Genomic DNA, 26,274 nt, shown 5'->3' with positions numbered 1-26,274 from the left:
GCCTCACATCCTGAACAGGCCGAAGCGCGGCCCTTTCGGGATCGGCGCATTCAGGCAGGCGGAAAAGGCAAGGCCCAGCACATCCCGCGTCTGGCGTGGATCGATGATGCCGTCGTCCCAGAGGCGGGCGGTGGCATAATAGGGATTTCCCTCGGCCTCGTAGCCGGCGCGGATCGGCGCCTTGAAGGCTTCCTCCTCTTCAATACGCCAATTCTCACCGCGCGCCTCCATGGAGTCTCGGCGTATGGTGGCAAGCACGGAGGCCGCCTGTTCGCCGCCCATCACACTGATGCGGCTGTTCGGCCAGGTGAAGAGGAAACGGGGGCGATAGGCGCGGCCGCACATGCCGTAATTGCCGGCGCCGAAGCTGCCGCCGATGATGACGGTCACTTTCGGAACAGTTGATGTCGCGACCGCCGTCACCAGCTTGGCCCCATCCTTGGCGATGCCGCCGGCCTCATAGCGGCCGCCGACCATGAAACCGGAGATGTTCTGCAAAAACAGCAAAGGTATGCGGCGCTGGCAGGCGAGCTCGATGAAATGCGCGCCCTTCAGCGCGCTTTCGGAGAAGAGAACGCCGTTGTTGGCGATGACGGCGACGGGCATGCCCCAGATGCGGGCGAAGCCGCAGACCAGCGTGGTGCCGTAGAGCGGCTTGAACTCATGCAGTTCCGAACCATCGACGATCCGGCCGATGACCTCGCGCACATCATAGGGCGAGCGCACATCATCCGGGATGAGGCCGCAGAGATCCTCGGCATCGAGTTTCGGCGGCTGTGGCTGCTTGAGGTCGATATCGACTGATTTCACACTGTTGAGTGTGCCTGCGATATCACGAACGAGCAGCAGCGCGTGTTCATCGTTCTCGGCGACATGATCGACGACGCCGGAGCGCCGCCCATGGGTCTCGGCGCCGCCAAGCTCTTCGGCCGAGATGATCTCGCCGGTCGCGGCTTTCACCAACGGCGGGCCGGCCAGGAAGATCGTGCCCTGATTGCGCACGATGACCGTTTCGTCGGACATGGCGGGCACATAGGCGCCGCCGGCGGTGCAGCTTCCCAAGACGCAGGCGATCTGCGGAATGCCTTCGGCCGACATCTGGGCCTGGTTGTAGAAGATCGCGCCGAAATGGTCGCGGTCGGGAAAGACTTCGGCCTGATGCGGAAGATTGGCACCGCCGCTATCGACCAGATAGAGGCAGGGCAACCGGTTCTGCATGGCGATCTCCTGGGCCCGCAGATGTTTCTTCACCGTCAGGGGGTAATAGGCGCCGCCCTTCACCGTCGCGTCATTGGCGACGATCATTACCTCGCGGCCGGAAACGCGGCCGATGCCGGTGATGATACCGGCGCCCGGCGCCTCGTCATCATACATGCCGTTAGCCACCAGAGCGCCGATCTCCAGGAACGGGCTGCCGGCATCGATGAGCAGCTGGATGCGATCGCGCGGCAGCAGCTTGCCCTTGCCGGTGTGGCGCTCGCGTGCTGTCTGCGATCCACCCTCGCGCGCTTTCGCCGAACGGTCGTAGAGTTCGTCGATAAGCGCCTTGTTCTTGCTGGCATTGGCCTTGAAGCTGTCACTGTCGCGGTCGATCGCAGTCGTAATCACCGTCATGATGCGATGAGCTCCCGGCCGATGAGGTAACGGCGGATCTCGTTGGTACCGGCGCCGATATCGTAAAGCTTGGCGTCGCGCAAAAAGCGTTCGACCGGCCATTCCTTCGTATAGCCGGCGCCGCCGAGCGCCTGGATCGCTTCCAGCGAGACCTTGACGGCATTCTCGCTAGCAAAGAGGATCGCAGCAGCTGCATCCGTGCGCGTCGCGCGGCCGGCATCGCAGGCCCGGGCGACGGAATAGACATAGGCGCGCGCCGAATTCAGCGCGACATACATATCGGCGATCTTGCCCTGCATCAGCTGGAAATCGCCGATCGCTTTGCCGAACTGTTTGCGATCGCGCACATAGGGCAGCACGACGTCGAGGCAGGCCTGCATGATGCCGAGCGGTCCGGCGGCAAGCACGGCGCGCTCGTAATCGAGGCCGGACATCAGGATCTTCACGCCTTCTCCTTCCCGGCCCATCAGCGTCTCGGCCGGCACCGCGCAATCCTCGAAGACCAGTTCGGCCGTGTCGCTGCCGCGCATGCCGAGCTTGGAGAGCTTCTTGGAGACGCTGAAACCGGGCAGGCCCTTTTCGATGATGAAGGCGGAAATGCCTTTCGGGCCGGCTGCGGGATCGGTCTTGGCATAGACAACAAGCACATCGGCATGCGGCGCGTTGGTGATCCAGAACTTGGTGCCGTTCAGCATATAGCGGTCGCCTTTTTTCTCGGCACGCAACCGCATGGAGACGACATCGGAACCAGCACCGACCTCCGACATGGCGAGCGAACCGACATGTTCGCCGGAGATCAGCTTCGGCAGGTGGCGGCGCTTTTGTTCCGGCGAGGCCCAGCGGCGGATCTGGTTGACGCAGAGATTGGAATGGGCGCCGTAACTGAGCCCCACGGAGGCCGAGGCGCGCGAAATCTCTTCCATGGCGACGACATGATCGAGATAACCAAGACCGGCGCCGCCGAATTCTTCTTCGACGGTGATTCCATGCAGGCCGAGCGCGCCCATCTCAGGCCAGAGCTGGCGTGGAAATGTGTTGCTTTCGTCGATCTCCGCAGCCAGCGGAGCAATATGATCGGCGGCAAAGCGCGCCGTCGTTTCACGGATCGCGTCCGCGGTTTCGCCGAGCGAAAAATCAAACATGGCACTCCTCCCGCTGAAATATGTAGCGCGGGTTGCGGCCGGGTCAAAGTGTCCTTGATTGCAATGGCTCATCCAATTGCGAGAGAGCTTCCTCCCGGCGAAAGACCTCGGGGCTCTTGCCCATCCATTTCCGGAAGGCCCGGAAGAAGGCGCTCGGCTCGGAATAGCCGAGCTGCACGGCAATCTCACCGATGGACATCGACGTGTTCAGCAGCAGTTCGACGGCGAGATCCCGGCGGATGTCGTCCTTGATGGCGGCATAGCTTTGTCCCTCGTCGTGCAGACGGTGGCGGAGCGTGGAGGGCGGCATTCGCATATCGGCGGCAAGCTCGGTAAAGCGCGACCAGGCAGCCGGCGTAGCCAGATTCAGGCGCCGGCGGACGGCGGCGCCGATACCGGCATCATAGCGATAGCGCACCAGAATATTGGCGGGCGCGCCGCGCAGGAACTGTTTGAGCGCGTGTTCGCTGCGCGCCACCGGCAGGTCGAGCAAGGCGCTGTCGAAGCCGAGCCGGCTGATGGTTTGCGAGAAACGCACTGGCGCGCCGAAGAAGAGCCGATAGTCGGCGCCTTGTTTGGGCTCCGCGCAGCGGAAATCGACGAGCCGGATCGGAATGCGTCGGCCGACCAGCCAGCAGGTGATGCCGTGCAGGATGATCCAATAGGTGCGATAGGCGAAGGCTGAACGCGGGCCGCCGGCATCCGTGAGCTCGACCTCGGCCAGACCGTCGCGGATGACGAGCCGTCCCCTGGGATCGTCGAGCACGACATCGAGGAAACGCAGCGCCCGGCGCAGGGCGTGGCCTAGCGTTGGCGCATGCAGCACGCAATGGCAGAGAAGCGTGAAGCTGCCGCCGCGCATCGGTCGGCCGCCCATACCGAAGAATTCGTCGTCGAGCTCGGCGGCGATTGCCAGCCAGAGCGCGCCATAGGTCTCGGCCGACACCGGTTGATCGACCGGCGGCGGCAGTCCCACACGCGCAAGAATAGGCTCTGTCGGCTTGTCCAGCCGCCGCAGGCTGTCAAGAGCCTCCTCGACAAAGGCCGGTGCAATCATGCGTCGCTCGATTTCGGCCATCGCGCCCTCTCTATGGCAAAACTGTCCGAAATAATGGAGCAGTTCTGTCATCGCTTGCAATAGGCCGACGGAATAGAATCCTGTCATTCGGCTGAGCCTGGAGGAGGCGCGACCGGCAGGAGGAACAGGTCCATGCTGATCCGAGGTGCAAGTTTCATCGTGACCGGCGGCGGCTCCGGCCTCGGCGCGGCAACAGTGCGCATGCTTGTGGAGGCGGGCGGACGAGTGACTATCGCCGATCTCAACGCGGAAGCCGGACAGGAAATCGTCCGGGAATTCGGAAGCGATGCCCGTTTCGTCAGGGCCGACGTGACCGATGGCGAGGAAGGGGCGGCGGCGGTTGCCGCTGCCATCGAAGCCTTCGGCGGCTTGCGCGGATTGGTGAATTGCGCGGGCGTAGCTCCGGCCGAAAAGGTGATCGGCCGCGACGGGCCGCACCGGCTGGAGAGTTTTGCCCGCACGGTGAGCATCAATCTCATTGGCACATTCAACATGATCCGGCTGGCAGCGGCGGCGATCCAGACTACCGAGCCGGATGCGGAAGGCGAACGCGGCGTCATCGTCAATACGGCCTCGGTTGCCGCCTTCGACGGCCAGATCGGCCAGGCAGCTTACGCCGCGTCCAAGGGCGGGGTGGCGGCGATGACCTTGCCGATCGCCCGCGAGCTTGCCCGTCACGGCATTCGCGTCGTGTCGATCGCACCCGGCATTTTCGAGACACCGATGATGGCTGACATGCCGGCCGAGGTTCAGGCGGCGCTCGGTAAGAGCGTGCCCTTTCCACCGCGGCTTGGTCGGCCGGCGGAATTTGCCGGGCTGGTACGCCATATCTTGGAAAACAACATGCTGAACGGCGAGGTCATCCGCCTCGACGGCGCATTGCGGATGGGCGCGCGGTGAACGCTTCGCCCCAAGGAGGAAAGATGGTTTTGCAGGATCCCATCGTCATCGTCGGTGCGGCGCGCACCCCGATCGGCGGCTTTCAGGGAGAGCTGAAGGAGGCGACAGCGCCGGAGCTCGGAGCGACGGCGATCCGCGCAGCGCTGCAGCGCAGCCGCATCGCGGCCGAGGCGATTGAGGAGGTCGTCTTCGGTTGTGTCCTGCCGGCCGGGCAGGGGCAGGCGCCGGCGCGCCAGGCGGCGATCCATGCCGGTCTGCCCTTCGCGACTGCGGCGAGCACCGTCAACAAGATGTGCGGCTCAGGCATGAAGGCGGTGATGATGGCGCATGACCTGATTGCCGCCGGCAGCGCCTCAGTGGCGATTGCAGGCGGCATGGAAAGCATGACGAATGCGCCCTATCTTCTTGACAAAGCCCGTGGCGGCTACAGGCTCGGCCATGGGCGTGTCGTGGATCACATGTTCCTCGACGGGCTGGAGGATGCTTATGACAAGGGGCGCTTGATGGGCAGCTTCGCGGAGGATTGCGCCGAGGCCTATCAGTTCACGCGCGAGGCGCAGGACAACTACGCCATCGCCTCGCTGACGCGGGCGCAGAAGGCGATTGCCGAAGGCTGTTTCGAAAGCGAGATTGTGCCGGTCACGGTAAAATCAGGCAAAGCCGAGCAGGTGGCGAGCCGCGACGAACAGCCCGGCAAGGCGAAGCTCGACAAGATCCCGACGCTGAAACCCGCCTTCCGCGAGGGCGGCACGGTGACCGCCGCCAATTCCAGCTCGATCTCCGATGGCGCGGCAGCCCTGGTGCTGATGCGCCGCTCCGAGGCGGAGCATCGCGGCCTCAAGCCGCTTGCCACCATCCTTGGCCATGCCACTCATTCGCAGGCGCCCAATCTTTTCGCCACGGCGCCGATCGGCGCGTTGCAGAAGCTGTCCGATCGCACCGGCTTGCCGTTGTCGGAGGTCGATCTGTTCGAAATCAACGAGGCTTTTGCCGTCGTCGCCATGGCGGCGATGCGCGATCTCAACCTGCCGCATGAAAAGGTGAATGTGCATGGCGGCGCCTGCGCGCTCGGCCATCCGATCGGCGCCTCGGGAGCCCGGATTCTGGTGACGCTGCTTGCAGCGCTGGAGCGATACGACCTGAAGCGCGGCATGGCCGCGCTCTGCATCGGCGGCGGCGAGGCGACCGCCGTTGCCATCGAACGGCAATAGGAAAGGGAGAGAACAGATGATCCTTTCCGACCTCCAGCAGCAGATCTCAGATCTCGCCCGCGACTTTGCCCGCGACCGGCTGGCGCCGGGGGCGGCCAAACGCGACCGGGAGCATCTCTTCCCACGCGAGGAATTGAAGGAGATGGGCGAACTCGGGCTGCTCGGCATGCTGGTGCCGGAAGCCTATGGCGGATCGGATACCGGCGTGGTCGCCTATGCCGCGGCGCTGGAGGAAATTGCCGCGGGTGACGGGACGTGTTCGACGATCATGAGCGTGCATAGCTCCGTCGGCTGTGTGCCGATCCTGAAATTCGGTACCGAGGAGCAGCGGCAGCGCTTCCTGCCGAAACTGGCAAGCGGAGAATGGATTGGCGGCTTTGCGCTGACCGAGCCGCAGGCCGGTTCCGATGCCTCGAACCTGAAGACCCGGGCGCGGCGTAACGGCGACCACTACGTGATCGACGGCTCCAAGCAATTCATCACCTCGGGCAAGAACGGCGATGTCATTATCGTCTTTGCCGTTACCGATCCCGATGTCGGCAAGAAGGGCATCACCGCCTTCATCGTGCCGACGGATACGCCGGGCTACGAGGTGATCCGCGTCGAGGAAAAACTTGGGCTACATTCCTCCGATACCTGCCAGATCGCCTTCAACAGCATGCGCATTCCGGCAGAACTCAGGCTTGGCGCGGAAGGCGAGGGCTATCGCATCGCACTCGCCAATCTCGAGGGCGGACGGATCGGCATCGCGGCGCAGGCCGTCGGCATGGCGCGGGCGGCCTTCGAGGCGGCGCGCGACTACGCCAGGGAGCGCACGGCCTTCGGCAAGCCGATCTTTGAGCACCAGGCCGTTGCCTTCCGCCTTGCCGATATGGCGGTGCGGATCGAGGCGGCGCGGCAGCTTGTTTTTCATGCCGCCTCGCTCAGGGAGGCCGGGCTGCCCTGCCTGTCGGAAGCCTCGATGGCGAAGCTCTTTGCCTCCGAGATGGCCGAGCGCGTCTGCTCCGATGCGATCCAGATCCATGGAGGTTATGGCTACATGGCTGACTATCCGGTTGAGCGCATCTACCGCGATGTGCGCATCTGCCAGATCTATGAAGGAACGAGCGACGTGCAGCGCATGGTGATCGCCCGCAACCTATAAGAACCACATCCGGCCCTGCTTCTGGAGGAGAGGAGCAAGGCCGGCAAAGGGAGGAAAGAAAAAGCATGGTGGATTCCGCTCGGTTGAGCCTGCATGTTCCCGAACCCGCCGTTCGCCCCGGCGGTCAGCCCGATTTTTCCAACGTCAAGATTGCCAAGGCCGGTTCGGTGCCACGGCCGGAGGTGGATGTCGCATCCGAAGATATCCGCGACCTCGCCTATTCCATCATCCGTGTTTTGAATCGCGAAGGCGAGGCGGTCGGTCCCTGGGCAGGGTCGCTCTCCAATGAGGAGTTGCTGACCGGGCTTCGCAACATGATGAAGCTGCGCGCCTTCGACGCCCGCATGCTGATGGCGCAGCGGCAGGGCAAGACCTCCTTCTACATGCAGCATCTCGGTGAAGAGGCCGTCAGCTGCGCCTTTCGCAAGGCGCTCGAGAAGGGAGACATGAATTTCCCGACCTATCGCCAGGCAGGTCTGCTGATTGCCGACGACTATCCGATGGTCGAGATGATGAACCAGATCTACTCGAACGAGAGCGATCCCCTGCGCGGCCGGCAATTGCCGATCATGTATTCCTCCAAGGAACATGGCTTCTTCACCATCTCGGGCAATCTCGCCACCCAATATGTGCAGGCCGTCGGCTGGGCGATGGCCTCGGCGATCAAGAATGACAGCCGCATTGCCGCGGCCTGGATCGGCGACGGATCGACGGCGGAATCGGATTTCCACTCGGCGCTCGTTTTCGCCTCGACCTACAAGGCGCCGGTCATTCTCAACATCGTCAACAATCAGTGGGCGATCTCGACTTTTCAGGGCATCGCCCGCGGCGGCTCCGGCACCTTCGCTGCCCGCGGCCTTGGCTTCGGCATTCCGGCGCTGCGTGTCGACGGAAACGACTATCTCGCCGTCCATGCGGTCGCCCGCTGGGCGGCGGATCGCGCGCGGCGCAATCTCGGTCCGACGCTAATCGAATATGTGACCTATCGCGTCGGCGCCCATTCGACCTCCGACGATCCGAGCGCCTATCGGCCCAAGACGGAATCGGAGGCCTGGCCGCTCGGCGATCCCGTGCTGCGGCTGAAGAAACATCTGATCGTCAAGGGTGCATGGTCGGAGGAGCGGCATGTACAGGCCGAAGCCGAAATCATGGACGAGGTGATCGAGGCGCAGCGCCAGGCAGAGGCGCATGGCACGCTGCATGCCGGCGGCAGGCCTTCGGTGCGCGACATTTTCGAGGGCGTCTATGCCGAGATGCCGCCGCATATCCGCCGCCAGCGGCAGAAGGCGGGGTACTGACATGTCCAGAATGACGATGATCGAGGCCGTGCGCAGCGCCATGGACGTCTCGATGGCACGCGACGACAATGTCGTCGTTTTCGGCGAGGATGTCGGCTATTTCGGCGGCGTCTTTCGCAGTACGCAGGGCCTGCAGGCAAAATACGGCAGAACGCGCTGCTTCGATACACCGATCAGCGAATCCGGAATCGTCGGCACGGCGATTGGCATGGCCGCCTACGGGCTGAAGCCCTGTGTCGAAATCCAGTTCGCCGATTACATGTATCCGGCCTATGACCAGCTGACGCAGGAGGCGGCTCGCATCCGCTACCGGTCCAACGGCGATTTCACCTGCCCGATCGTGGTGCGCATGCCGACCGGCGGCGGCATCTTCGGCGGCCAGACGCACAGCCAGAGTCCGGAGGCGCTTTTTACCCATGTCTGCGGGCTGAAGGTGATCGTGCCGTCCAATCCCTATGACGCCAAAGGCCTGCTGATCGCGGCGATCGAGGATCCCGATCCTGTCATGTTCCTGGAGCCGAAGCGCCTCTATAACGGCCCCTTCGATGGCCATCACGAGCGGCCGGTGACGCCCTGGTCGAAACACGACCTCGGAGAGGTGCCGGACGGCCACTACACCATCCCGATCGGCAAGGCCGAGGTGCGTCGCGTGGGATCGGCGGTGACCGTGGTTGCCTACGGCACCATGGTGCATGTGGCGCTTGCCGCAGCCGAGGATGCCGGCATCGATGCCGAGGTGATCGACCTCAGAAGCCTGCTGCCGCTCGATCTCGACACGATCGTCAACTCGGTCTCGAAGACCGGTCGCTGTGTCGTCGTGCATGAGGCCACCCTGACGTCCGGCTTCGGCGCCGAAGTCGCGGCGCTGGTGCAGGAGCATTGCTTCTATCATCTCGAAGCGCCGGTCGTGCGCGTTGCCGGCTGGGACACGCCCTATCCACATGCGCAGGAGTGGGACTATTTTCCCGGTCCCGGCCGTGTCGGGCGGGCGCTTGCCGAAGTCATGGAGGCCTGAGCCATGGGCGAATTCATCATCAAGATGCCCGATGTCGGGGAGGGGGTCGCCGAGGCCGAGATTGTGGAGTGGCACGTGAAGACAGGAGATCCCGTCCGCGAGGACATGGTGATCGCCGCCGTCATGACCGACAAGGCCACCGTGGAAATTCCGTCTCCCGTCCATGGGATCGTCATATGGCTTGCCGGCGAGGTCGGAGACCGCATCGCGGTCAAAGCCCCGCTGGTGCGGATCGAGACTGCGGGAGATGTCGGCGAGGCGCAGCCCATTGGGATTTCGCAGACGCCGATTGCCGAAACGCCCAGAGCCGAGATTGCAAGACCTGCTCCGGCAGCGCCAGCCCCTGCGGCGGCGCCGGCGGAAAAGCCGCTTGCCGCTCCCTCGGTGCGGCTCTTCGCCAGGGAAAGCGGCGTCGATCTCAGGCAGGTGCAGGGGAGCGGACCGGCCGGGCGTATCCTGCGCGAGGATATCGAGCAATTCCTGACTCCTGGAACCGCTCCTGCTGCGGTCAAGAACGGTTTTGCCAAGAAGACGGCGACCGAGGAGATCAAGCTGACCGGCCTGCGCCGCCGTATCGCCGAAAAGATGGTGCTTTCCGCCTCGCGCATCCCCCACATCACCTATGTGGAGGAAGTGGATATGTCCGCGCTCGAGGAGTTGCGCACCACCATGAACGGCGATCGCAAGCCTGATCATCCAAAGCTGACGGTTCTGCCCTTCCTGATGCGGGCGCTGGTCAAGGCCATTTCCGAACAGCCTGACGTCAACGCTACTTTCGACGATGATGCCGGCATCATCACGCGCTATGGTGCCGTGCACATCGGCATCGCCACGCAGACGCCGGCCGGTCTGACCGTGCCGGTGGTCCGGCATGCGGAAGCCCGCGGCATCTGGGATTGCGCCACGGAGATGAACCGGCTGGCGGAAGCGGCGCGCTCGGGCACCGCGACACGCGATGAGCTTTCCGGCTCCACCATCACCATCAGCTCGCTCGGCGCGCTCGGCGGCATCGTCTCGACACCGATCATCAATCATCCTGAAGTGGCGATCGTCGGCGTCAACAAGATCGCCACGCGACCGGTCTGGGACGGCACGCAGTTCGTGCCGCGCAAGATGATGAACCTCTCCTCCAGCTTTGATCATCGCATCATCGACGGCTGGGATGCGGCAAACTTCGTGCAGCGCATCCGCGCGCTGCTCGAAACGCCGGCGCTCATTTTTATCGAAAGCTGAGATCCATGAAAGAGATCGTCTGCAAGCTCCTCGTCATCGGCGCCGGTCCGGGCGGTTATGTCTGCGCCATTCGCGCCGGGCAGCTCGGCATCGATACTGTTATCGTCGAGGCCGGCAAACCGGGCGGCACCTGCCTGACGGTCGGCTGCATTCCCTCCAAGGCGTTGATCCATGCGGCGGAGGAATTCGATGCGACGCAAAGGATGCTTGCCGGCAAGAATCCGATGGGCATCCGCGTCGAGGGCGCCTCGATCGATCTCGGCAGGACGATTGCCTGGAAGGACGGGATCGTCGGCCGGCTCACAGGTGGTGTTTCGGGGCTGCTGCAGAAGGCACGAGTCAAGATCGTCCACGGCCGCGCCCACTTCCGCGACGGCAAGACGGTGGAGGTGGAGACGGAAACCGGCCAGCAGATCATCCGCGCCGAGTCCGTGGTGATCGCCACCGGTTCCGATCCGGTGGAGCTTGCAAACCTGCCTTTCGGCGGCCGCGTCATTTCCTCGACAGAGGCGCTGTCGCTGACGGAGCTGCCGAAAAAGCTCGCCGTGGTCGGCGGCGGTTACATCGGACTGGAGCTCGGGACGGCTTTTTCCAAGATGGGGTCTGATGTGACGATCGTCGAGGCGACGCCACAGGTGCTGCCGCAATATGATGCCGAGCTGGTGCGGCCCGTCATGCGCAAGTTGACCGAAGGCGGTATCCGGGTGTTGACAGGTGCCAAGGCGATCGGCCTTGCCGACAATGGCGAGGCGTTGATCGTCGAAACGGCCGATGGCCGCCAACAGTCCCTGCCGGCGGACCGCATCCTCGTCACCGTCGGCCGCCGCCCAAGAACCGCAGGATCCGGTCTCGAAGAGCTCGATCTCGACCGTGCCGGCCCTTATTTGAGGATCGACGACCGCTGCCGCACGTCGATGCGCGGCATCTATGCGATCGGCGATGTGACCGGCGAGCCGATGCTTGCCCATCGGGCCATGGCGCAAGGGGAGATGGTGGCGGAAATCATCGCCGGGAAGAAGCGGGCCTGGGACAAACGATGCATCCCAGCCATCTGCTTCACCGATCCGGAGATCGTCAGCGCCGGCCTGTCGCCGGCGGAAGCGAAGGCGCAAGGTTATGAGATTCGCACCGGCCAGTTTCCGTTCAGCGCCAACGGGCGGGCGATGACAATGCTATCCGAAGAGGGCTTCGTGCGCGTCGTGGCCCGCGCCGACACCAATCTCGTGCTCGGCCTGCAGGCGGTGGGAGCCGGGGTCTCCGAGCTCTCGGCAGCTTTTGCGCTGGCCATCGAGATGGGTGCACGCCTGGAAGACATCGCCGGCACCATCCACGCACATCCGACCCGCAGCGAAGCGGTGATGGAGGCGGCGCTGAAAGCTTTGGGAAGCGCCCTGCATATCTGAGTTACGCCCGGGTCCGGGCACTGAAGATCCGGGAAGGCGCCGTGCTCGGGCGGAGGATCTTGTGGGATTCATCCACGTCGACCAGGCGGCAAGTCACTTCTCTTCTAAAGGTTGATTATGCATATTTTACCTGTTTTACGTGTAAATCTGGCATAATCAACATTATGGAACTGCGACTTTTGCGGCAACCCTTTTGCGGCAACGTTTGGCAGTTCGATTGAAGTCGTGTGCACATCAACGGTCAGAAATGTGGAGAGCGGTTGATCAGGACGGATATGTGCTCGATGAGATCGTCCAGACGCGAAGTTACACCAAGGCGGCCAAGTGCCTGCTGACGCGACTTCTGAACAAGCAAGCCACGCCGCCAAAGCGTGTGATCACCGACAAATTGCGCTCCAAAGGCTTGAACAACCGGGCGGAGAATTCTCACCTGCCGTTCAGAAAACGGCAGCGAACGCGACAGGGCTTATGGTCGGTTGGCTCATTGCAACATTTCGTGTTGATCTTCTCCGCCGTCCGAAACCTCTTCGTCCCATCTTCCCTCTCGATCACTGAACGCAATCTCACTTATATCTACAATCGTCTGAAAGACACGCCACGCGGCCGGCCGGCGACGAAATTAGCCTTCGTGCACGAAAAGCCGAGGGCGCGGTCGCAGGAAGCTCCGGCGGCCTTTTTTCCAACCGATGAGCGCGGGCGCGATGGTCGCAACGGCATCGGCAGCCGACGGGGCGTCGAAGAGGACGACATCTGCCCCGCTACCGATCGCAATGCCGTAGCCCTTTATTCCCAGGAGGGTGGCTGCCTGCGCCGTGATCATGGCAAAGACGCCGTCGAGGCCATCGGTGGTGCCGATCTGGGCAATGTTCGCGTAGAGATTGGCTATGCGCATCAGGTTGACGTCGCCGAAGGGCGTGAACGGATTGAGGACATTATTGGTGGAGATGGTCGTCACGACACCGAGTGCTGCCAGGCGATGAGCGGGTGTCACGCCGCGAGGGATGAGAAAGGTCGAATTGCGGCCGGTCAAGAAGAGATCGGTGGCCGGCAGGACGGTCAGCGCGATGCCGCTCTCGGCGAGACGGCGGCCGATCGGCTCCAGCTCTTCCAGCGGCAGGGCCGAGAGCTTGGTGACGTGGCCGACCGAGACGCGCCCCTGGTATCGGCGCGCGACGGTCTCGACGATAATGGTCGGAAGATCAGAGCCTGCGGGGTCGAGATCGAAATCGAGGTGGAAATCAACGGCGACGTCATGGCGCATGGCGATGTCAAAGATGCGACGGATGTGTTCGGTCGGCTCGGGATCGGTGTAGGGGCAGCCTCCCACCAGATCGGCGCCCGCCTTCAACGCTTGTTCCAGCATCTCTTCCGTATCGGGATCGTTCGTCAGGCCCTCCTGGGCAAAGGCGCAGATTTCGATGTCGACGAGGCTGGCATAATCCGCCTTCAGACGCCTGATCGCCTCGAAGGAGCGGAACCCGGCGCGTGGGTCGATCTCGACGAAGGTGCGCAGGCGGATGGTGCCGTTGAGGATCGCCTTTTCGACGACCGCGGCAGCACGGGCATAGACGTCTTCCTCGGTGAAGGCCGCCTTGGCCCGGGAGGTTTCGCTGATGGCTTCCGCGAGTGTCCCGGTGCAGAGATTGCAGCGACTGATGATCCCGGCCTTGTCGAGGTGGATATGGGTTTCGATGAGACCTGCACAGGCAAATTTTTCCCCGGCATCATAATGCGGGGCATCGCAGACGAAACCAGGCGCGATCGCCGCGATGCGGCCCGCCTCGAAGGCGATGTCGGTCGGTTCAGTCAAGCCTGCCAGTCGGGCGTTGCGGATGACAAAGTCGATCGCCATGGAGCCTCCTCAGACTGACAGAAGAAAATTGCGGGCGACGCGATTGTGATCGGCTATCAGCGCCTCGATGTCGACACCCGCAGGCATTCCGTCGGCGACGCGCCATTCGCCTGCGATCATGACACGGTCGGCCGTGGTGGCGCCGCAGAGCACCAGGGCGGCCAGCGGATCGCCGGCACCCGAGAAACGCAATTCGTCGAGCCTGTAAAAGGCCAGATCCGCCTGACGGCCCAGCGTGATGCTGCCGATATCGTCGCGGCCAAGCAGCTTTGCCGAGCCAGCGGTTCCCCAGCGAAGCGCGTCGATATGGGTGACGGCTTCAGCGCCGTAGCTGAGGCGGTTCAGCATCAGTGCATGGCGCACGCTTTCCATCAGATTGGAATTATCGTTGGAGGCCGAACCGTCGACGCCGAGACCGACCGGCGCGCCTGCTGCTTCCAGCTCGCATGTGCGGCACATACCAGAAGCAAGCACCATGTTCGAGGTCGGGCAATGACAGATGCCGACGCCGTGCCGGCCAAGCTCGGCGATCTCGGCATCATCGAAATGGATGCCGTGGGCAAGCCAGGTGCGGGCATTCAGCCAGTTGCAACGGTCGAGATATTCCACCGGCGTGCAAGCAAATTTGCTGCGGCAATATTCTGCTTCCGTCTTGGTCTCGACCAGATGGGTGTGGAGTCGGCAATCATAGCGTTCAGCCAGTGCGGCTGTTTCGCGCATCAGCTCCAGCGTGACGTCGAAGGGCGCGCAGGGTGCCAGCGCCACCTGCACCATCGCCCCTTCGAAGCGGTCGTGATAACGCCGAAGCACACGCTCGCTGTCGGCGAGGATCACGTCGTCGTCCTGCACGACATTGGCGGGCGAAATGACACCCTGCTGGTCTTTGATGTTGAGACTGCCTCGCGTCAGCGTGATGCGCATGCCGAGGCGAGCTGCCTCCTCGGCCTCGACATCCATCGCGTCTTCGAGGCCGGCGGCGTAGAGATAGTGGTGGTCGGAGGTGGTGGTGCAGCCGGAAAGCAGGAGCTCGGTCAATGCGAGACGGACGGCAAGACGGAAGGCTTCGGGCGTCATGTGTTTTGCCCAGATCGGATAGAGCGCGCGGATCCATGGCCACAGCGACTTGTTGATCGCAGCCGGATGGGCGCGCGTCAGGGTCTGGAACATATGATGATGGGCGTTGACGAGACCCGGAATGACGACGTGCCGGCCGGCGTCGAAGCGCGCATCGACGGAGTCTGCGGGCTGCCGTCCAGCCGTGACCAGTTCAACGATACGGCCATTCTCGACGACGATGCCGCCCCCAGCGCCCTCGGCCATGATGGCGAGCGGTGATTGAATCCAGAGACGACCCTTCATCGGTGGTTCTCCCATGCGCACTGCATTGACGGAAAAAATCAGACGATCAGCCGGCCGCCACGGGCGATGATGGCGCCCCCGCGGAAGACGGTACGATCGAGAGGACGGGCAGCGACGGCCTCTGCCAGCGACGCGGCAGGCAAAATGTTAAAATCGGCGGGCGAGCCGGCCTGGAGTGAGCCGACGGGGCGGCCGAGGATCTCGGCCGGCGCCAGGGTTGCCAGGCGGAAGGCCGCTGCCAGATCCTCATCCGAACGAAGATCCTGGCGATCGCAGAGAATGCCGACACGCTCCAGCATATCGCCATTGCCGAAGGGCGACCAAGCGTCGCGGATATTGTCGTTGGCACAGAAGCACCGGACGCCGGCGGCGGCAAGCCGCTTGACTGGCGGCATGGGCACGGGTCCTGGGGCGCTGGTCATGATCGCTACGCCCGACCTGGCGAGTACTGCGGCGGTGCGGCCGAAATCGGCATCCCCCAACTCGCCGAGGCAGAAGGCGTGGCTGACGACCACTTTTCCTTCGAGACCGAGCGCTACCGTGCGGTCGGCGATCTGGCGCAGCTCGAAAGCGCCGAGCGCGCCGCCGTCATGTAGATGGATATCAAGCCCGACGCCGTATTTGCCGGCGACGGCGAAGATCGCATCGAGATGGCCGGTCACGTCGTTATCGATGCCGGCAGGATCGAGGCCGCCGACGAGATCGGCGCCGGCGGCGATCGCCGCATCGAGCAGCCCTGCGGTGCCGGGATCGCGGAGCACGCCGGATTGCGGGAACGCAACGGTCTGGATATCGACGAGATGACCATGGCTCTGCTTCAGCGAGAGCACGGCCTCCAGACCCTTCAGGCCAACTTCGGTATCGATATCGACGTGGCTGCGCACGGAGAGCGTTCCATAGGCTGCGAGCCTCTCCAGCAGGGCGCCGCCGCGGGCTTCGACCGATAAAGACACCGTGCGCCGCAGGGATTTTTCCGCCTCGATGCGCTTGGCGACGGTATCGCCGGGGATATGCGGGATGAAAGGCAGTCCGATCAGGGTCTTGTCGAGATGAATATGACCGTCAACGAAAGGATGGCAAAGCAGGCCGCCGGCAGCATCAAACCGCGGCACCGCGGGGTCGATGCCGGCCGCCGCATTCGGACCGATCGCGGCGATCCGGTCATTGGCCAGAATGAGCGAGACGATCGCGCCGGCTTCGGTCCTGGCATTTTCGATTACGAGGCTCGGCGTCATCAATCCTTCCATCATCCGCTATGCGATCAGCCCAACCCTGCACGCCGCAACGACGCGATAGAGGGGATCCTTCCAAACCTCTTCCTCCTGCAAGGCGGAAAAAACCAGGCTGACATCGTGTTCGTCGTCCGAAGCGATCGCGGCGCGTTTGATCTCTGCCCAGACGGGCGCCTCTCGACTGCGCATTTCTTCCAGCGCCTCGGCGGTGGGAAGTTCTGGAAAGCCGATCTTCGGCACCAGCGAGGCAATCACCTGCCAGAAAGCGCGGTAAAAGGGCTCGGCATTTTCCAAGTGCAGAGAGACGAGGCGCAGCCAATGCAGGCCAGTGACGGAATGGAGTGCGGAGAAATCCATGGTTCCGGCGAAGAGCGCAAGCGAAGTCGCGGCCATGCGGCGCGGCGTAGCTGCGCCGAAAGCCAGGCGATCGATAACAGGACGGAAGCCCGGAAGGGCAGCGACAGCGCGGATATTATGCCAGAGCAGATCCGTTTCCGGCGCATAATCGCGGATGCCTTCGATATTGCTGACATCGGCAAGCACCCTTCCAGGATCGTCGGTATCGGGAGCGGTGCCGGTCGCGGGGGGAAGCGGCAGATAACAGGCCGCCCAATAGCCAAGCGCGGTGCCGACCTCCTCGTTGTCCTTTTTGAGGACACCATAAGCAAGACGCATCAGCGGATGCATGGCGCTGCCGGCAAGGCCGTTCACCATGGCAGGCAGATAGCTTCGGATAACGGCATCAATGCCGAGCCGGTGGGTTTCGCCGATGAAGAAGGCGCGGTAGTCCGTCTCGCGGGTGCGGTCGCCAAGCGCCTCGGCCCAGGCTGCCCTGATAATCGGAGCAACCGGCGGCGGCATCGGCTGAAGCTTGTGGCTGTCGCGATACTGCTCGTACCACTGATCCAGCCGTTCCGGCGAGGCACCGAGGCGATCAAGCGCGATCAGCACCATTGGAACATGGTTGGCGAGGAGGTAAGGAAATTCGACACTGTCCGCGCGCGCGCGCGAAAGGATGGTCTCCAGTCCGGAAAATTGAACGGCGGCGGCCTGTCTCATGCCAAAACCTCTCTTGATGTCGTGACGTCATCGTCTATGCCAGGATCGAAATGCGGTTCGTCATAGGCGGCCAATGCTTGAAGATACCGGTTGGAGTCCTCGATGAACAGCGCTTTCACCAGGGCACCGACGATGCGCGGCACGCCGTATTTGAGACCAGTGACGCCATTGCTGATGGGGCCGAGGCTCGCCAGCGCGCCGGCATTGAACATATGGATGCGCGAGACCCAGCCGGCTTCAGCGTGTTTCGGCATAAGTTCGAAACCAGGACCGAGATAGGGATGGTCGGCAAGCATGGCATTCTCTTCTCCCTGCGGCGGCTGGAAACGGTCCTTCCAAAGTGATGCGGCCTCGGTAAGGCTGGCAAGCTCGGGCCTGAGCGCGAAATTAATCTCGTAACCGGTGCCCAGCAGAAGGTGATCGGCGTGGAAGATGTCATTTGCGGTCGTCAGCCTGATCTTGCCGCCGTCCATCGAGAGTTCGCCGACGCCACAGCCGAGTTGCATGGTAAAACCAGGGTGGCGGCAGGCTCGGTCATACTGCTCCTGCGTCGGCGGCACCTTGAAATTGAAGTAGAGGTGGGCGAAGCGCCAGCGCTCCAGATCAGGCAGGTCGGCGAAATGGCCGAGGAAGCCGGGGAAGTTTGTCCAGGCGAGAACCTCCGTGCGCGGCAGATCGGCGCTCCGCGCAAACATGGTCACCTTTCTGGCTCCTGTCTCCAGGGCCGCCACCGCCCAGTCGAAGCTCGACGTGCCGCCGCCAAGGATTGCGACATCCCTACCCTCGAGGAAATCGATCGAGATCGGCTCATTGCTATGCGTCCAGGTGGATTTCGGCAGCGTCTTGACCATCGCGGGTATGCGCGGACCGCCGCAGCCGTCGATGCCGGTCGCCATCACCAGATGGCGGCAGGTGATCGTACGGCTGGTGCTGTCACCCTTTGTCAGCGTGAGAGCAAGTTCGCCCCCCGCCGGATTTATCGAGGAAAGCATCGTGCCGTTTTCGACGTCGATACCGACAGTCCCTCGAAACCAGACGAGATAGTTCATCCAGTCCTGGCGGCTGATCTTGTCGAGCGCCTCCCAGGCCTCCGTGCCGTTCAGCGCTTCATACCAGGAACGCAACGTCAGGCTGGGGATGCCGAGATCCGGGCCTGAGAGATATTTCGGCGACCGCAGCGTCTGCATGCGGGCGCAGGTCACCCACGGACCTTCGCGACCTTCCTCGCTCTGATCGATAAGATGGACCGAGCGGATGCCGCGCCGCTTCAAAGCAAAAGCAATCGACAGCCCGGAGAAGCCGGCACCGCAGATGACGATGGAATGGAAATCGTCTCTGTCCTCGCCGCCGAGCGCCGGCCAGTCTGCGCCGAGCGCTTCGATGCGCGCCATTTCATCATGTGCGCGGCATTCCAGCTCTTTCAGTCGCTCGTCCGGCTTGGTCGTCATCGATGGGCAGCTCGTGCGCAGTGGATAGGACAGTAAAGCAATCGTCACTCCCTGCTATTTTTTAAGCAACGCGCATAAAATATGGACATTCATGCGCGAATATGTTTTATTTTGTGATTTTTAATGTTTACAATTTTTTGTCAAGTGCGCTTGAGTGCGATTTTGTTTGATGTATAGTGCCCCGGCCAATCAAAATAAGGGGAGCAAAAATGAAATCGCTCAGTAGTCTCACACAGAAATTGGCGATCGTAGGCCTCGTCTCGGTCGTTTTTGCCGGCTCAGCCATCGGTGCCGACAAGAAGTATGGCGGCATCACCCTCACGCTTGCTTCGCAGAACGACCAGTTTGCCGCGGTCCTGGCGGCCCTTGCTCCGAAATTCACCGAGGAGACGGGCGCTACCGTCAAGGTCGACATTCTCGACTATGGCTCGCTGCTCACCAAGACGACGACCGATTTCGTCGGCGGCACCGGCGGCTACGATCTCGTTACCATGGATATCGTCTGGTCCGGCCAGTATGCCGAGAACAACTATACGGTCGACCTCACCGACTGGATGAAGCGCGATGCTGCCGAACTGCAGCTCGACGACATCTACCCGACGCTTCTCAATGCGCTCGGCCATTGGGGCGACAAGCAAGTCGCTTTCCCCTTCGCCGGTTATGCCAACGTGCTCGCCTATCGCAAGGATCTGTTTGACGCCGCCGGCCTGAAGGCGCCGACGACGATGGAAGAGTTGGTCGAGGCCGCCTACAAGCTGACCGATCCGGCCAAGAAGACCTACGGCTTCGTCGCCAACGGCCAGAAGGGCCCGGCGGTCGCGCAGGACTGGATGCAGTACAATACCGAAATGGGCGGATCGATCCTCGGCTCGGATGGCAAGCCGGCGCTGAATTCCGAAGCCAATATCAAGAGCCTGACCGTCTACAAGGACCTCTTTATGAAGGCTGCACCTCCCGGCGCCGTTGATTACGACTGGGGCGGACGCGAGGAAAGCTTCCGCCAGGGCATTGCCGCGACCATGCAGACATGGTCGGTCGGCGCGCCCGGCTACTATGATCCGTCGATTTCCAAGATCGTCGACAAGGTAGCGATCACGACGGCGCCGCGCGGCGCCGGCCTGCCGAAGCTCTACGGCATAGGCGGTTGGGGCATGGCGATCAACGCCGGCATCAAGGACACGCAGAAGGAAGCCGCCTGGGCTTTCATCAAGTGGCTGGTCAGCCCGCCGGTGCACAAGGAATTCAACATGATGGGCGCCGGCAGCTTCCTGCGCAAGAGCGAGATGACCGATCCTGATCTTCTGAATAAGTTCCCCTTCCTGCCCGTCATCGCCGAAACCTTCGAGCATGGCGACGGCGAATATCGTCCGCGCATCCCGCAATATCCGGAGATTCAGGATCTGCTCGGCACCGCCGTCAACGACGTGCTCGTCGGCAATGCCGATCCTAAGAAGGCGCTCGATGCCGCTCAGGAAGCCGCCGCAAAGCTCTTCTGAGAACAAAACGGTTTCCTCCCCGGGGCCGCAACCTACGTCGCGGCCCCGCCATTTCCAGACCATTGATCCGATGCGCCTCAGGCTTCATGATCGGGTGAGCCCCGGGCTTGATCCCGGTAGCGCGCATCGAACCAGGAACCTGATGGACATGACGTGACCCTATCCCTTACTTCCGCGCTGAAGCCCACCCCGGCCTTCAGCGTTTCCTATCTGGAGCGCAGGCGGCTGTTCTTCATCCTGATGACACTGCCGGCCGTCATCTACGTGCTCGTCATCGGCGTCTGGCCGCTGGCGCAGGGTATCTGGTTCAGCCTCTACGAATATAATTTGCTCAAGCCGGCGCGGACGCATTTCGTCGGCCTCGGCAATTATATCGATCTTCTCTCCGACACGGTGACGCGCGGGGCCTTCGTCAACACTGTCATCTTCACGGTCGGCGCTGTGACTGTCGAATTGCTGCTCGGCTTTGCCATAGCGCTGGCGCTCTGGCGCGATGATCGCTTCAACCGGATCTGTCTGGCGCTGATCCTCATTCCAGTAACGATCACGCCGCTTGTGGTCGGACTGATCTTCCGGGCGCTGTTGCTCGCCGACTACGGGCTCGTCGGCTACTATCTTGCCGAGTTCGGGATTTCCAATCCGCGTGGGCTTTTCGCCAATGCGAACTCGGCGCTAGCAACCCTTATCTTCGTCGACATCTGGGAATGGACGCCACTCGTGGCGCTGATCCTGCTCGCCGGCCTGAAGGCATTGCCGGGCGATATTCTCGAGGCATCGGAAGTGGATGGAGCGACAGCGTTGCAGCGTCTGAGGATCATCGTCATTCCGCTCATGCTGCCTTCGATCCTGCTGGCGCTGACGCTGCGCACCATCGATGCCTTCCGCATCTTCGACAGCGTCTACGTGACGACAGGCGGCGGGCCGGGCAATGCAACCAACACGCTGATGCTGCATGCGGTAAAGCAGGGGCTTGAATTCTTCAATATCGGCCGCGCCTCGGCGATATCAAATCTGACGCTGATCTGCATCGCCGTGATCGCTGCAGGCTTCATCCTGTTGATCCGCAAGGCGGACAGAAAGGCGAACGGGCGATGAGCGCACGTACTCTCAGCCGCATCGGCGAGCGCAGCTTCATCCTTGTCATGCTCGCCTTTTTCCTGCTGCCCTTCCTGTGGCTGGCATCGACCGCTTACAAACCATCGCGCGACATCTTCTCGATCCCGCCGAAACTGACCTTCACACCAACCTTCGAACAGTTCGCGACAGTTTTCCGCCTGTTCGATGTCTGGAGCCTCGTTTCGTCGAGCCTGCTGATTGCCGGCGGTTCCGTCATCCTGTCGCTGCTTCTCGGCGTGCCGGCAGGCTATGCGCTGGCACGCTCGACCAGCCGCTATGCCATTGCAGTTGCCTATTTCTTCATGGCGATCCGCATGGTGCCGGCCGTGGCGGCGCTGATCCCCTTCTATCTGATGATGCGCGATATCGGGCTGCTCGGCAGCTGGATTGCCGTCGTTCTCATCAACGCAATGCTGAATTCGGCCTTCGTCACCTGGATGATGTTTTCCTATTTCCGCAGCCTGCCGAAGGAGCTGGAAGAGGCGGCATTGACAGATGGATGTACGCTCTTCGGCGCCTTCTGGCGCGTGGCGCTGCCGGCGGTGCGCTCAGGCGTCGTCGCCTCTACACTGTTTTGCCTGATGTTTTCCTGGAACGACTTCCTCTATCCGATGTTTCTCACCCGGCTCGATTCCAAGCCGATCTCGGTGGCGCTGCTTTCAGCCTATGGAACGAAGGACATCACCTGGGGCACGCTCGGCGCGCTGGCGCATTTTTCGACGATCCCGATCGTGCTGATCGTGCTCTTCCTCAATCGTTATTTCGTGCAGGGCCTGACAAAAGGCATTCACTAAAGAGACGCTGCGCTCAAGCGCGGATCGCCGCTTCGGTCGCGGCATCGAAGACGTGGATCCGGGCGGGATCGGCGGCAAGCGACAGGCGCTCGCCGATCTTCACCCGGTTGGTGCCGTCAACGATGACGCGCAGCTGCGGGGCAGAGAGTGTCACGTCGTCCTCTTCGGCCGAGAGCGACTTCAACCGGTCGGCGGCTTCGACATCGACGTGGACGAGCAGGTTGGCGCCGAGATCCTCAATGAAGGCGACGGACCCGGCCAAACCACCGGCATCGACCGGCCGGAAGGCTTCCGGGCGGATACCGAGCACGACGGCACGTCCGGCGGCGGAGGCGATGCGCGGCCGCTCGGCAAGCACCTCGCCCGAGAAAAGGATGGATGCCTGGCCGAAGCGGGCCTCGGGGCCGTTTTCCGTCACGAAGAGATCGGCCGCCAGCAGGTTCATCGCCGGCGAGCCCATGAAGCTTGCGACGAAGAGATTGGCCGGCTGATCATAGAGGCTGCGCGGCGTACCGAGCTGCTGAAGGACGCCGCTCCTCATGACGGCGACACGATCACCCATGGTCATCGCTTCGACCTGGTCGTGGGTGACATAGACCGTCGTTATACCCGACATCTTCTGCATGCGGGCGATTTCTGCGCGCATTTGGCCGCGCAGGCGGGCATCGAGATTGGAAAGCGGCTCATCCATCAGGAAGGCCTGGGGGCTGCGGGCCAACGCCCGGCCCATGGCGACGCGCTGGCGTTGGCCGCCGGAGAGTTGGGCGGGCTTGCGGGCGAGATAGTCCTCGAGCTCCAGGAGCTTCGCCGTCTCCTGCACCTTGCGGGCGATGTCGGCCTTGTCGAGGCCGCGAACGCGAAGGCCGAAGCCGATATTCTCGGCCACCGTCAGATGCGGGTAAAGCGCGTAGGATTGGAAGACCATGGCAATATCGCGGTCGCGCGGGGCAAGATCGTTGACGACCGCGCCGTTGATCGTCAGGCGGCCATCGGTGATCTCCTCGAGGCCCGCGATCATGCGCAGCGCCGTCGACTTGCCGCAGCCGGAGGGGCCAACCAGGACCAGGAATTCGCCGTCGCGGATGGTCATGTTCAGGTTGCGGATCGCCGCATAACCATCGCCATAGCTCTTGCTGATCTGGTCGAAGACGATTTCAGCCATGCTCTTTCCTTGCTGAACGGGAGGCCTGTTGCAGCTCCTGGACGGGTCAGGTCGTGTAGACGCCGCCGGTGACGTTGACGCCCTGCCCGGTCATGAAGCGGGCCGAATTCGAGCAGAGGAAAACGACAACATCGGCCACATCTTCAGGCGTTTCCAGCCGGCCGAGCGGCGTCTGGGCGATATAATCTGCCACGACGCGTTCGGGCGTTACGCCGCGCAGGGTCGCCTCCCAGGCGATCTCGCGCTCCTGCATGCCAGTCTTGACGAAACCGGGGCAGACGGCATTGACGCGGATGCCGGAAGCCGCAAGCTCGCGGGCGAGCGCCTGCGTCCAGCCGAGCACGGCGAACTTGCTGGCGGAATAATGGGCCAGCAGCGGCGCGCCGATTTTTGCGGCGAGCGAGGCGGTGTTGACGATGACGCCGGTACCGATGCCCGTAAAACGGCGCGCGGCAACCTGGTTGGTCAGGAAGATGCCGCGAATGTTGACGTCGAAATTATAGTCCCATTCCTCGTCGGTCAGTTCCAGCGCATGCTGCATCGTGGAGACACCGGCATTAGCGCAGAGGATCTCGTAACCGCCGGTCCTCTCGACAACCTCGGAAAAGGTCGCCTCGACTGAGGCTCGCTTGCGAACGTCGATCGCATAGGCAGTGGCGCCGTTGCCGATCTCGGCCGCCGTCTGTTCGGCGGCAGCCAGGTTGATGTCGCAGATCGCCACCTGGATCGACTGGCGGGAGAGCGCGGTCGCGATCGCGCGCCCTATCCCTGTCGCTCCGCCGGTTACAATCGCACGCTTGCCGGATAGTTCTGGAAAGCTCGGTGACTGCATGCCCGCCCTCATCGAATGGAAACATCCCCGATCATATATCAACAAAATCATACACAACAAGAGAAATTTATGTTTGAATTTGTTCGACTCATTCGATACATAGAGGGCAACAATCAGTTCGTAGCCACGGGTTGCGACGGCGGGAGGATCAGAACGGTATCATGGACGCGGAACAGCAGATGGTCGCCGCAGCGGAAAAACCGAAGGTTCTGGCCCAGGTGCGGCATGCGCGCATCCTGGAGACACTGGCGCGCAAAGGCGCGGTCTCCGTCAGCGACGTCGCCTCCCAGCTTGCCGTTTCCGAAATGACCGTCCGCCGCGACCTGATCGAGCTCGAAAAGGACGGCAGGCTGGTGCGCACCCATGGCGGCGCAGTGCGCAGCGGCAAGGCCTTCGAGCCGATCGCCAACGAGGCTGTCGACCGCGAAGAACCGACTTTCGAATCCCGACTGACGCGCAATGCCGCCTCGAAGCGAACCATCGCGATGGCAGCCGCAGGCGTTGCTGCCGGCGCGCGAACCCTGGCGCTCGACGTCGGCACCACGACCTATCTGCTCTCCGGCCTGCTGCTCAACCAGCCGCATACGAAGATCTTCACCAACAGCGTGCGCAACGCGATGCAGCTCGGCGCCGGCTCTGGCGAGGTCTACCTGCCGGGCGGGCGCATGCGTGGCGAGGAAATGGCGATCAGCAGCCAGTCCGCCGTCTTGCAATTCGAGGAACTCTGGTTCGACATCGCCTTCGTCGGCGTGTCCGGGATCACGGCGCAGGGAATTTACGACTATTCCTTCGAAGACACCGACATGAAACGTGTCTATCTGCGCCGCGCGACACAGAAGGTGGTGCTTTGCGATTCCAGCAAATTCAGGCGCATGTCGCTGGTGCATATCGCGCCGCTGCAGCAATTCGACATGCTGATCACCGATGCCATGCCGCCGTCCGACCTTGCCGATGCGCTCGCCACTGCCGGCGTCGAGGTGCGCATCGCGCCCGAGGAGCAGCCACTGCTTTGATTGCCCTTTCGCATCCGATCTTCCAGCGGATGCCGTCCACTCGATTGCGCTTCAGGGAGTTTTCGCATGGTCTTCGACTTTTTCGGCGTCAAGAAGAAAGTGGTCATCGCCATGGCGCATATTGGCGCCCTGCCCGGCTCGCCCGCCTATGACGTCGCCGGCGGGCTGAATAAGCTCGTCGACGACGTGCTTTCCGATGTCGAGAAACTGCAAGCGGGCGGTGTCGACGCCATCATGTTTGGCAACGAGAACGACCGGCCCTACGTCTTCCAGGCGCCGCCGGAAGGACTGGCGGCGATGACCTCGATCGTCGAGCGGGTAAAGCCGCATCTGACCGTACCGTTCGGCGTCAACTATCTCTGGGATCCCTCGGCAAGCGTTGCGATCGGCGCGGTGACTGGCGCGAGCTTCGTTCGCGAGATCTTCACCGGCGTCTTTGCCTCCGACATGGGGATCTGGCAGCCCGATTGCGCCAAGGCGGCGCGGCTGCGGCGCAGTCTCGGCCGCGACGACATGAAGATGCTCTTCAACATCAACGCCGAATTTGCCCATTCGCTGGACCAGCGGCCGATTGAACTCAGAGCGAAGAGCGCAGTATTCTCGTCGCTCGCCGATGCCATCTTGGTTTCCGGGCCGCTGACTGGACAGGCAGTCGATCAATCAGACCTGAGACGTGTCTGCGAGACCGTCAGGGATGTCCCAGTCTTTGCCAATACCGGCGTGAACAAGGACAATGTGCGCGACATATTGAGCGTTGCCAGCGGTGTCATCATCGGCACACATTTCAAGGTGGACGGCAATACGTGGAACCCGGTCGACAGCGACCGTGTCAAGCGCTTCATGGAGACTGTCGAGACGCTGCGTTGAACAACG

Annotated in this window: 22 protein-coding genes and 1 pseudogene; 13 read left to right on the top strand and 10 right to left on the bottom strand. The window is 62.6% G+C overall.

Going from position 1 to position 26,274, the window contains the following annotated elements:
- Nucleotides 1-3: 3 nt before the first annotated feature.
- From BS629_RS00920 to BS629_RS00910, 3 genes are read right to left on the bottom strand one after another with little or no spacing between them, the layout of a single operon-like run.
- Nucleotides 4-1,614, bottom strand: coding sequence for a carboxyl transferase domain-containing protein (locus BS629_RS00920; RefSeq protein WP_018517721.1), 1,611 nt, complete (start codon nucleotides 1,612-1,614; stop codon nucleotides 4-6).
- On the bottom strand, nucleotides 1,611-2,756 hold the full coding sequence (locus BS629_RS00915) for an isovaleryl-CoA dehydrogenase (protein WP_018246758.1): 1,146 nt from the start codon (nucleotides 2,754-2,756) through the stop codon (nucleotides 1,611-1,613). The genes BS629_RS00920 and BS629_RS00915 overlap by 4 nt, the downstream gene beginning before the upstream one ends.
- Nucleotides 2,757-2,799: 43 nt before the next feature.
- Nucleotides 2,800-3,885 (bottom strand): AraC family transcriptional regulator, encoded by a 1,086-nt coding sequence (locus BS629_RS00910; protein ID WP_032980239.1) that lies wholly within the window; start codon nucleotides 3,883-3,885, stop codon nucleotides 2,800-2,802.
- 81 nt (nucleotides 3,886-3,966) lie between these two features.
- On the opposite strand from BS629_RS00910, the gene BS629_RS00905 reads away from it, so the two are divergent.
- The 8 genes and pseudogenes from BS629_RS00905 to BS629_RS37950 form a co-directional block, all read left to right on the top strand.
- Nucleotides 3,967-4,734 carry a 3-hydroxyacyl-CoA dehydrogenase gene (locus BS629_RS00905; RefSeq protein ID WP_018246760.1) on the top strand — a complete coding sequence of 256 codons (768 nt, stop codon included), beginning with the start codon at nucleotides 3,967-3,969 and terminating at the stop codon, nucleotides 4,732-4,734.
- A gap of 23 nt (nucleotides 4,735-4,757) precedes the next feature.
- Complete coding sequence (locus BS629_RS00900; protein WP_018246761.1) at nucleotides 4,758-5,945, top strand: acetyl-CoA C-acyltransferase; 1,188 nt, start codon at nucleotides 4,758-4,760, stop codon at nucleotides 5,943-5,945.
- A gap of 16 nt (nucleotides 5,946-5,961) precedes the next feature.
- Nucleotides 5,962-7,089 carry an acyl-CoA dehydrogenase family protein gene (locus tag BS629_RS00895; protein WP_018246762.1) on the top strand — a complete coding sequence of 376 codons (1,128 nt, stop codon included), beginning with the start codon at nucleotides 5,962-5,964 and terminating at the stop codon, nucleotides 7,087-7,089.
- A 65-nt stretch (nucleotides 7,090-7,154) separates the two neighbouring features.
- Complete coding sequence (locus BS629_RS00890; RefSeq protein WP_018246763.1) at nucleotides 7,155-8,387, top strand: 3-methyl-2-oxobutanoate dehydrogenase (2-methylpropanoyl-transferring) subunit alpha; 1,233 nt, start codon at nucleotides 7,155-7,157, stop codon at nucleotides 8,385-8,387.
- A 1-nt stretch (nucleotide 8,388) separates the two neighbouring features.
- Entirely contained in the window at nucleotides 8,389-9,402 is a 1,014-nt protein-coding gene (locus BS629_RS00885) for an alpha-ketoacid dehydrogenase subunit beta (protein ID WP_018246764.1), read from the top strand.
- 3 nt (nucleotides 9,403-9,405) lie between these two features.
- Nucleotides 9,406-10,635 carry a dihydrolipoamide acetyltransferase family protein gene (locus tag BS629_RS00880; protein WP_018517720.1) on the top strand — a complete coding sequence of 410 codons (1,230 nt, stop codon included), beginning with the start codon at nucleotides 9,406-9,408 and terminating at the stop codon, nucleotides 10,633-10,635.
- Between the two features lie 5 nt (nucleotides 10,636-10,640).
- Nucleotides 10,641-12,038: a dihydrolipoyl dehydrogenase gene (lpdA, locus tag BS629_RS00875; protein ID WP_018246766.1), complete on the top strand. Its 1,398-nt coding sequence runs from the start codon at nucleotides 10,641-10,643 to the stop codon at nucleotides 12,036-12,038.
- Between the two features lie 247 nt (nucleotides 12,039-12,285).
- A pseudogene (locus BS629_RS37950) lies at nucleotides 12,286-12,573 on the top strand (DDE-type integrase/transposase/recombinase); the annotation flags it as partial.
- An 84-nt stretch (nucleotides 12,574-12,657) separates the two neighbouring features.
- Here the strand turns inward: BS629_RS37950 and BS629_RS00870 are convergent.
- From BS629_RS00870 to BS629_RS00850, 5 genes are read right to left on the bottom strand one after another with little or no spacing between them, the layout of a single operon-like run.
- Nucleotides 12,658-13,890 carry an amidohydrolase family protein gene (locus BS629_RS00870; RefSeq protein ID WP_026188799.1) on the bottom strand — a complete coding sequence of 411 codons (1,233 nt, stop codon included), beginning with the start codon at nucleotides 13,888-13,890 and terminating at the stop codon, nucleotides 12,658-12,660.
- 9 nt (nucleotides 13,891-13,899) lie between these two features.
- Nucleotides 13,900-15,249, bottom strand: coding sequence for an 8-oxoguanine deaminase (locus BS629_RS00865; protein WP_018246768.1), 1,350 nt, complete (start codon nucleotides 15,247-15,249; stop codon nucleotides 13,900-13,902).
- Nucleotides 15,250-15,287: 38 nt separating this feature from the next.
- The gene (locus BS629_RS00860) at nucleotides 15,288-16,484 is read right to left on the bottom strand and encodes an amidohydrolase (protein WP_018246769.1); all 1,197 of its coding nucleotides are present in this window, start codon (nucleotides 16,482-16,484) and stop codon (nucleotides 15,288-15,290) included.
- Between the two features lie 18 nt (nucleotides 16,485-16,502).
- Nucleotides 16,503-17,540 carry a questin oxidase family protein gene (locus tag BS629_RS00855; RefSeq protein ID WP_018246770.1) on the bottom strand — a complete coding sequence of 346 codons (1,038 nt, stop codon included), beginning with the start codon at nucleotides 17,538-17,540 and terminating at the stop codon, nucleotides 16,503-16,505.
- The gene (locus BS629_RS00850) at nucleotides 17,537-18,988 is read right to left on the bottom strand and encodes an FAD-dependent oxidoreductase (protein ID WP_018246771.1); all 1,452 of its coding nucleotides are present in this window, start codon (nucleotides 18,986-18,988) and stop codon (nucleotides 17,537-17,539) included. The genes BS629_RS00855 and BS629_RS00850 overlap by 4 nt, the downstream gene beginning before the upstream one ends.
- A gap of 209 nt (nucleotides 18,989-19,197) precedes the next feature.
- Between BS629_RS00850 and BS629_RS00845 the strand changes: the two genes are divergently transcribed.
- The 3 genes from BS629_RS00845 (at nucleotide 19,198) to BS629_RS00835 (ending at nucleotide 22,394) form a co-directional block, all read left to right on the top strand.
- On the top strand, nucleotides 19,198-20,484 hold the full coding sequence (locus BS629_RS00845; RefSeq protein ID WP_018517719.1) for an ABC transporter substrate-binding protein: 1,287 nt from the start codon (nucleotides 19,198-19,200) through the stop codon (nucleotides 20,482-20,484).
- Nucleotides 20,485-20,637: 153 nt separating this feature from the next.
- Nucleotides 20,638-21,579, top strand: a complete 942-nt coding sequence (locus tag BS629_RS00840; protein ID WP_018246773.1) for a carbohydrate ABC transporter permease — start codon at nucleotides 20,638-20,640, stop codon at nucleotides 21,577-21,579.
- Entirely contained in the window at nucleotides 21,576-22,394 is an 819-nt protein-coding gene (locus BS629_RS00835) for a carbohydrate ABC transporter permease (protein WP_018246774.1), read from the top strand. Before BS629_RS00840 ends, BS629_RS00835 begins: the two co-directional genes overlap by 4 nt.
- A 13-nt stretch (nucleotides 22,395-22,407) precedes the next feature.
- Here the strand turns inward: BS629_RS00835 and BS629_RS00830 are convergent, their stop codons facing one another.
- Together BS629_RS00830 and BS629_RS00825 are read right to left on the bottom strand one after the other, a co-directional pair.
- A complete protein-coding gene (locus BS629_RS00830) occupies nucleotides 22,408-23,556 on the bottom strand; it encodes an ABC transporter ATP-binding protein (RefSeq protein ID WP_018246775.1) in 1,149 nt (382 codons plus the stop codon).
- 46 nt (nucleotides 23,557-23,602) lie between these two features.
- A complete protein-coding gene (locus BS629_RS00825) occupies nucleotides 23,603-24,388 on the bottom strand; it encodes an SDR family NAD(P)-dependent oxidoreductase (protein ID WP_018517718.1) in 786 nt (261 codons plus the stop codon).
- A gap of 161 nt (nucleotides 24,389-24,549) precedes the next feature.
- Here BS629_RS00825 and BS629_RS00820 point away from each other — a divergent pair, with 161 nt between their 5' ends.
- Nucleotides 24,550-25,401 carry a DeoR/GlpR family DNA-binding transcription regulator gene (locus BS629_RS00820; RefSeq protein WP_018246776.1) on the top strand — a complete coding sequence of 284 codons (852 nt, stop codon included), beginning with the start codon at nucleotides 24,550-24,552 and terminating at the stop codon, nucleotides 25,399-25,401.
- 66 nt (nucleotides 25,402-25,467) lie between these two features.
- On the top strand, nucleotides 25,468-26,268 hold the full coding sequence (locus BS629_RS00815; RefSeq protein WP_018246777.1) for a BtpA/SgcQ family protein: 801 nt from the start codon (nucleotides 25,468-25,470) through the stop codon (nucleotides 26,266-26,268).
- The last annotated feature ends 6 nt before the right edge of the window (nucleotides 26,269-26,274 follow it).

Origin of the sequence: Rhizobium leguminosarum bv. viciae USDA 2370 (genome assembly GCF_002008365.1) — a bacterium.
Classification (GTDB): Bacteria; Pseudomonadota; Alphaproteobacteria; order Rhizobiales; family Rhizobiaceae; genus Rhizobium; species Rhizobium leguminosarum.
The sequence above is the reverse complement of the archived record's forward strand: the minus strand, read 5'-3'. Positions and strand labels throughout refer to the sequence as shown.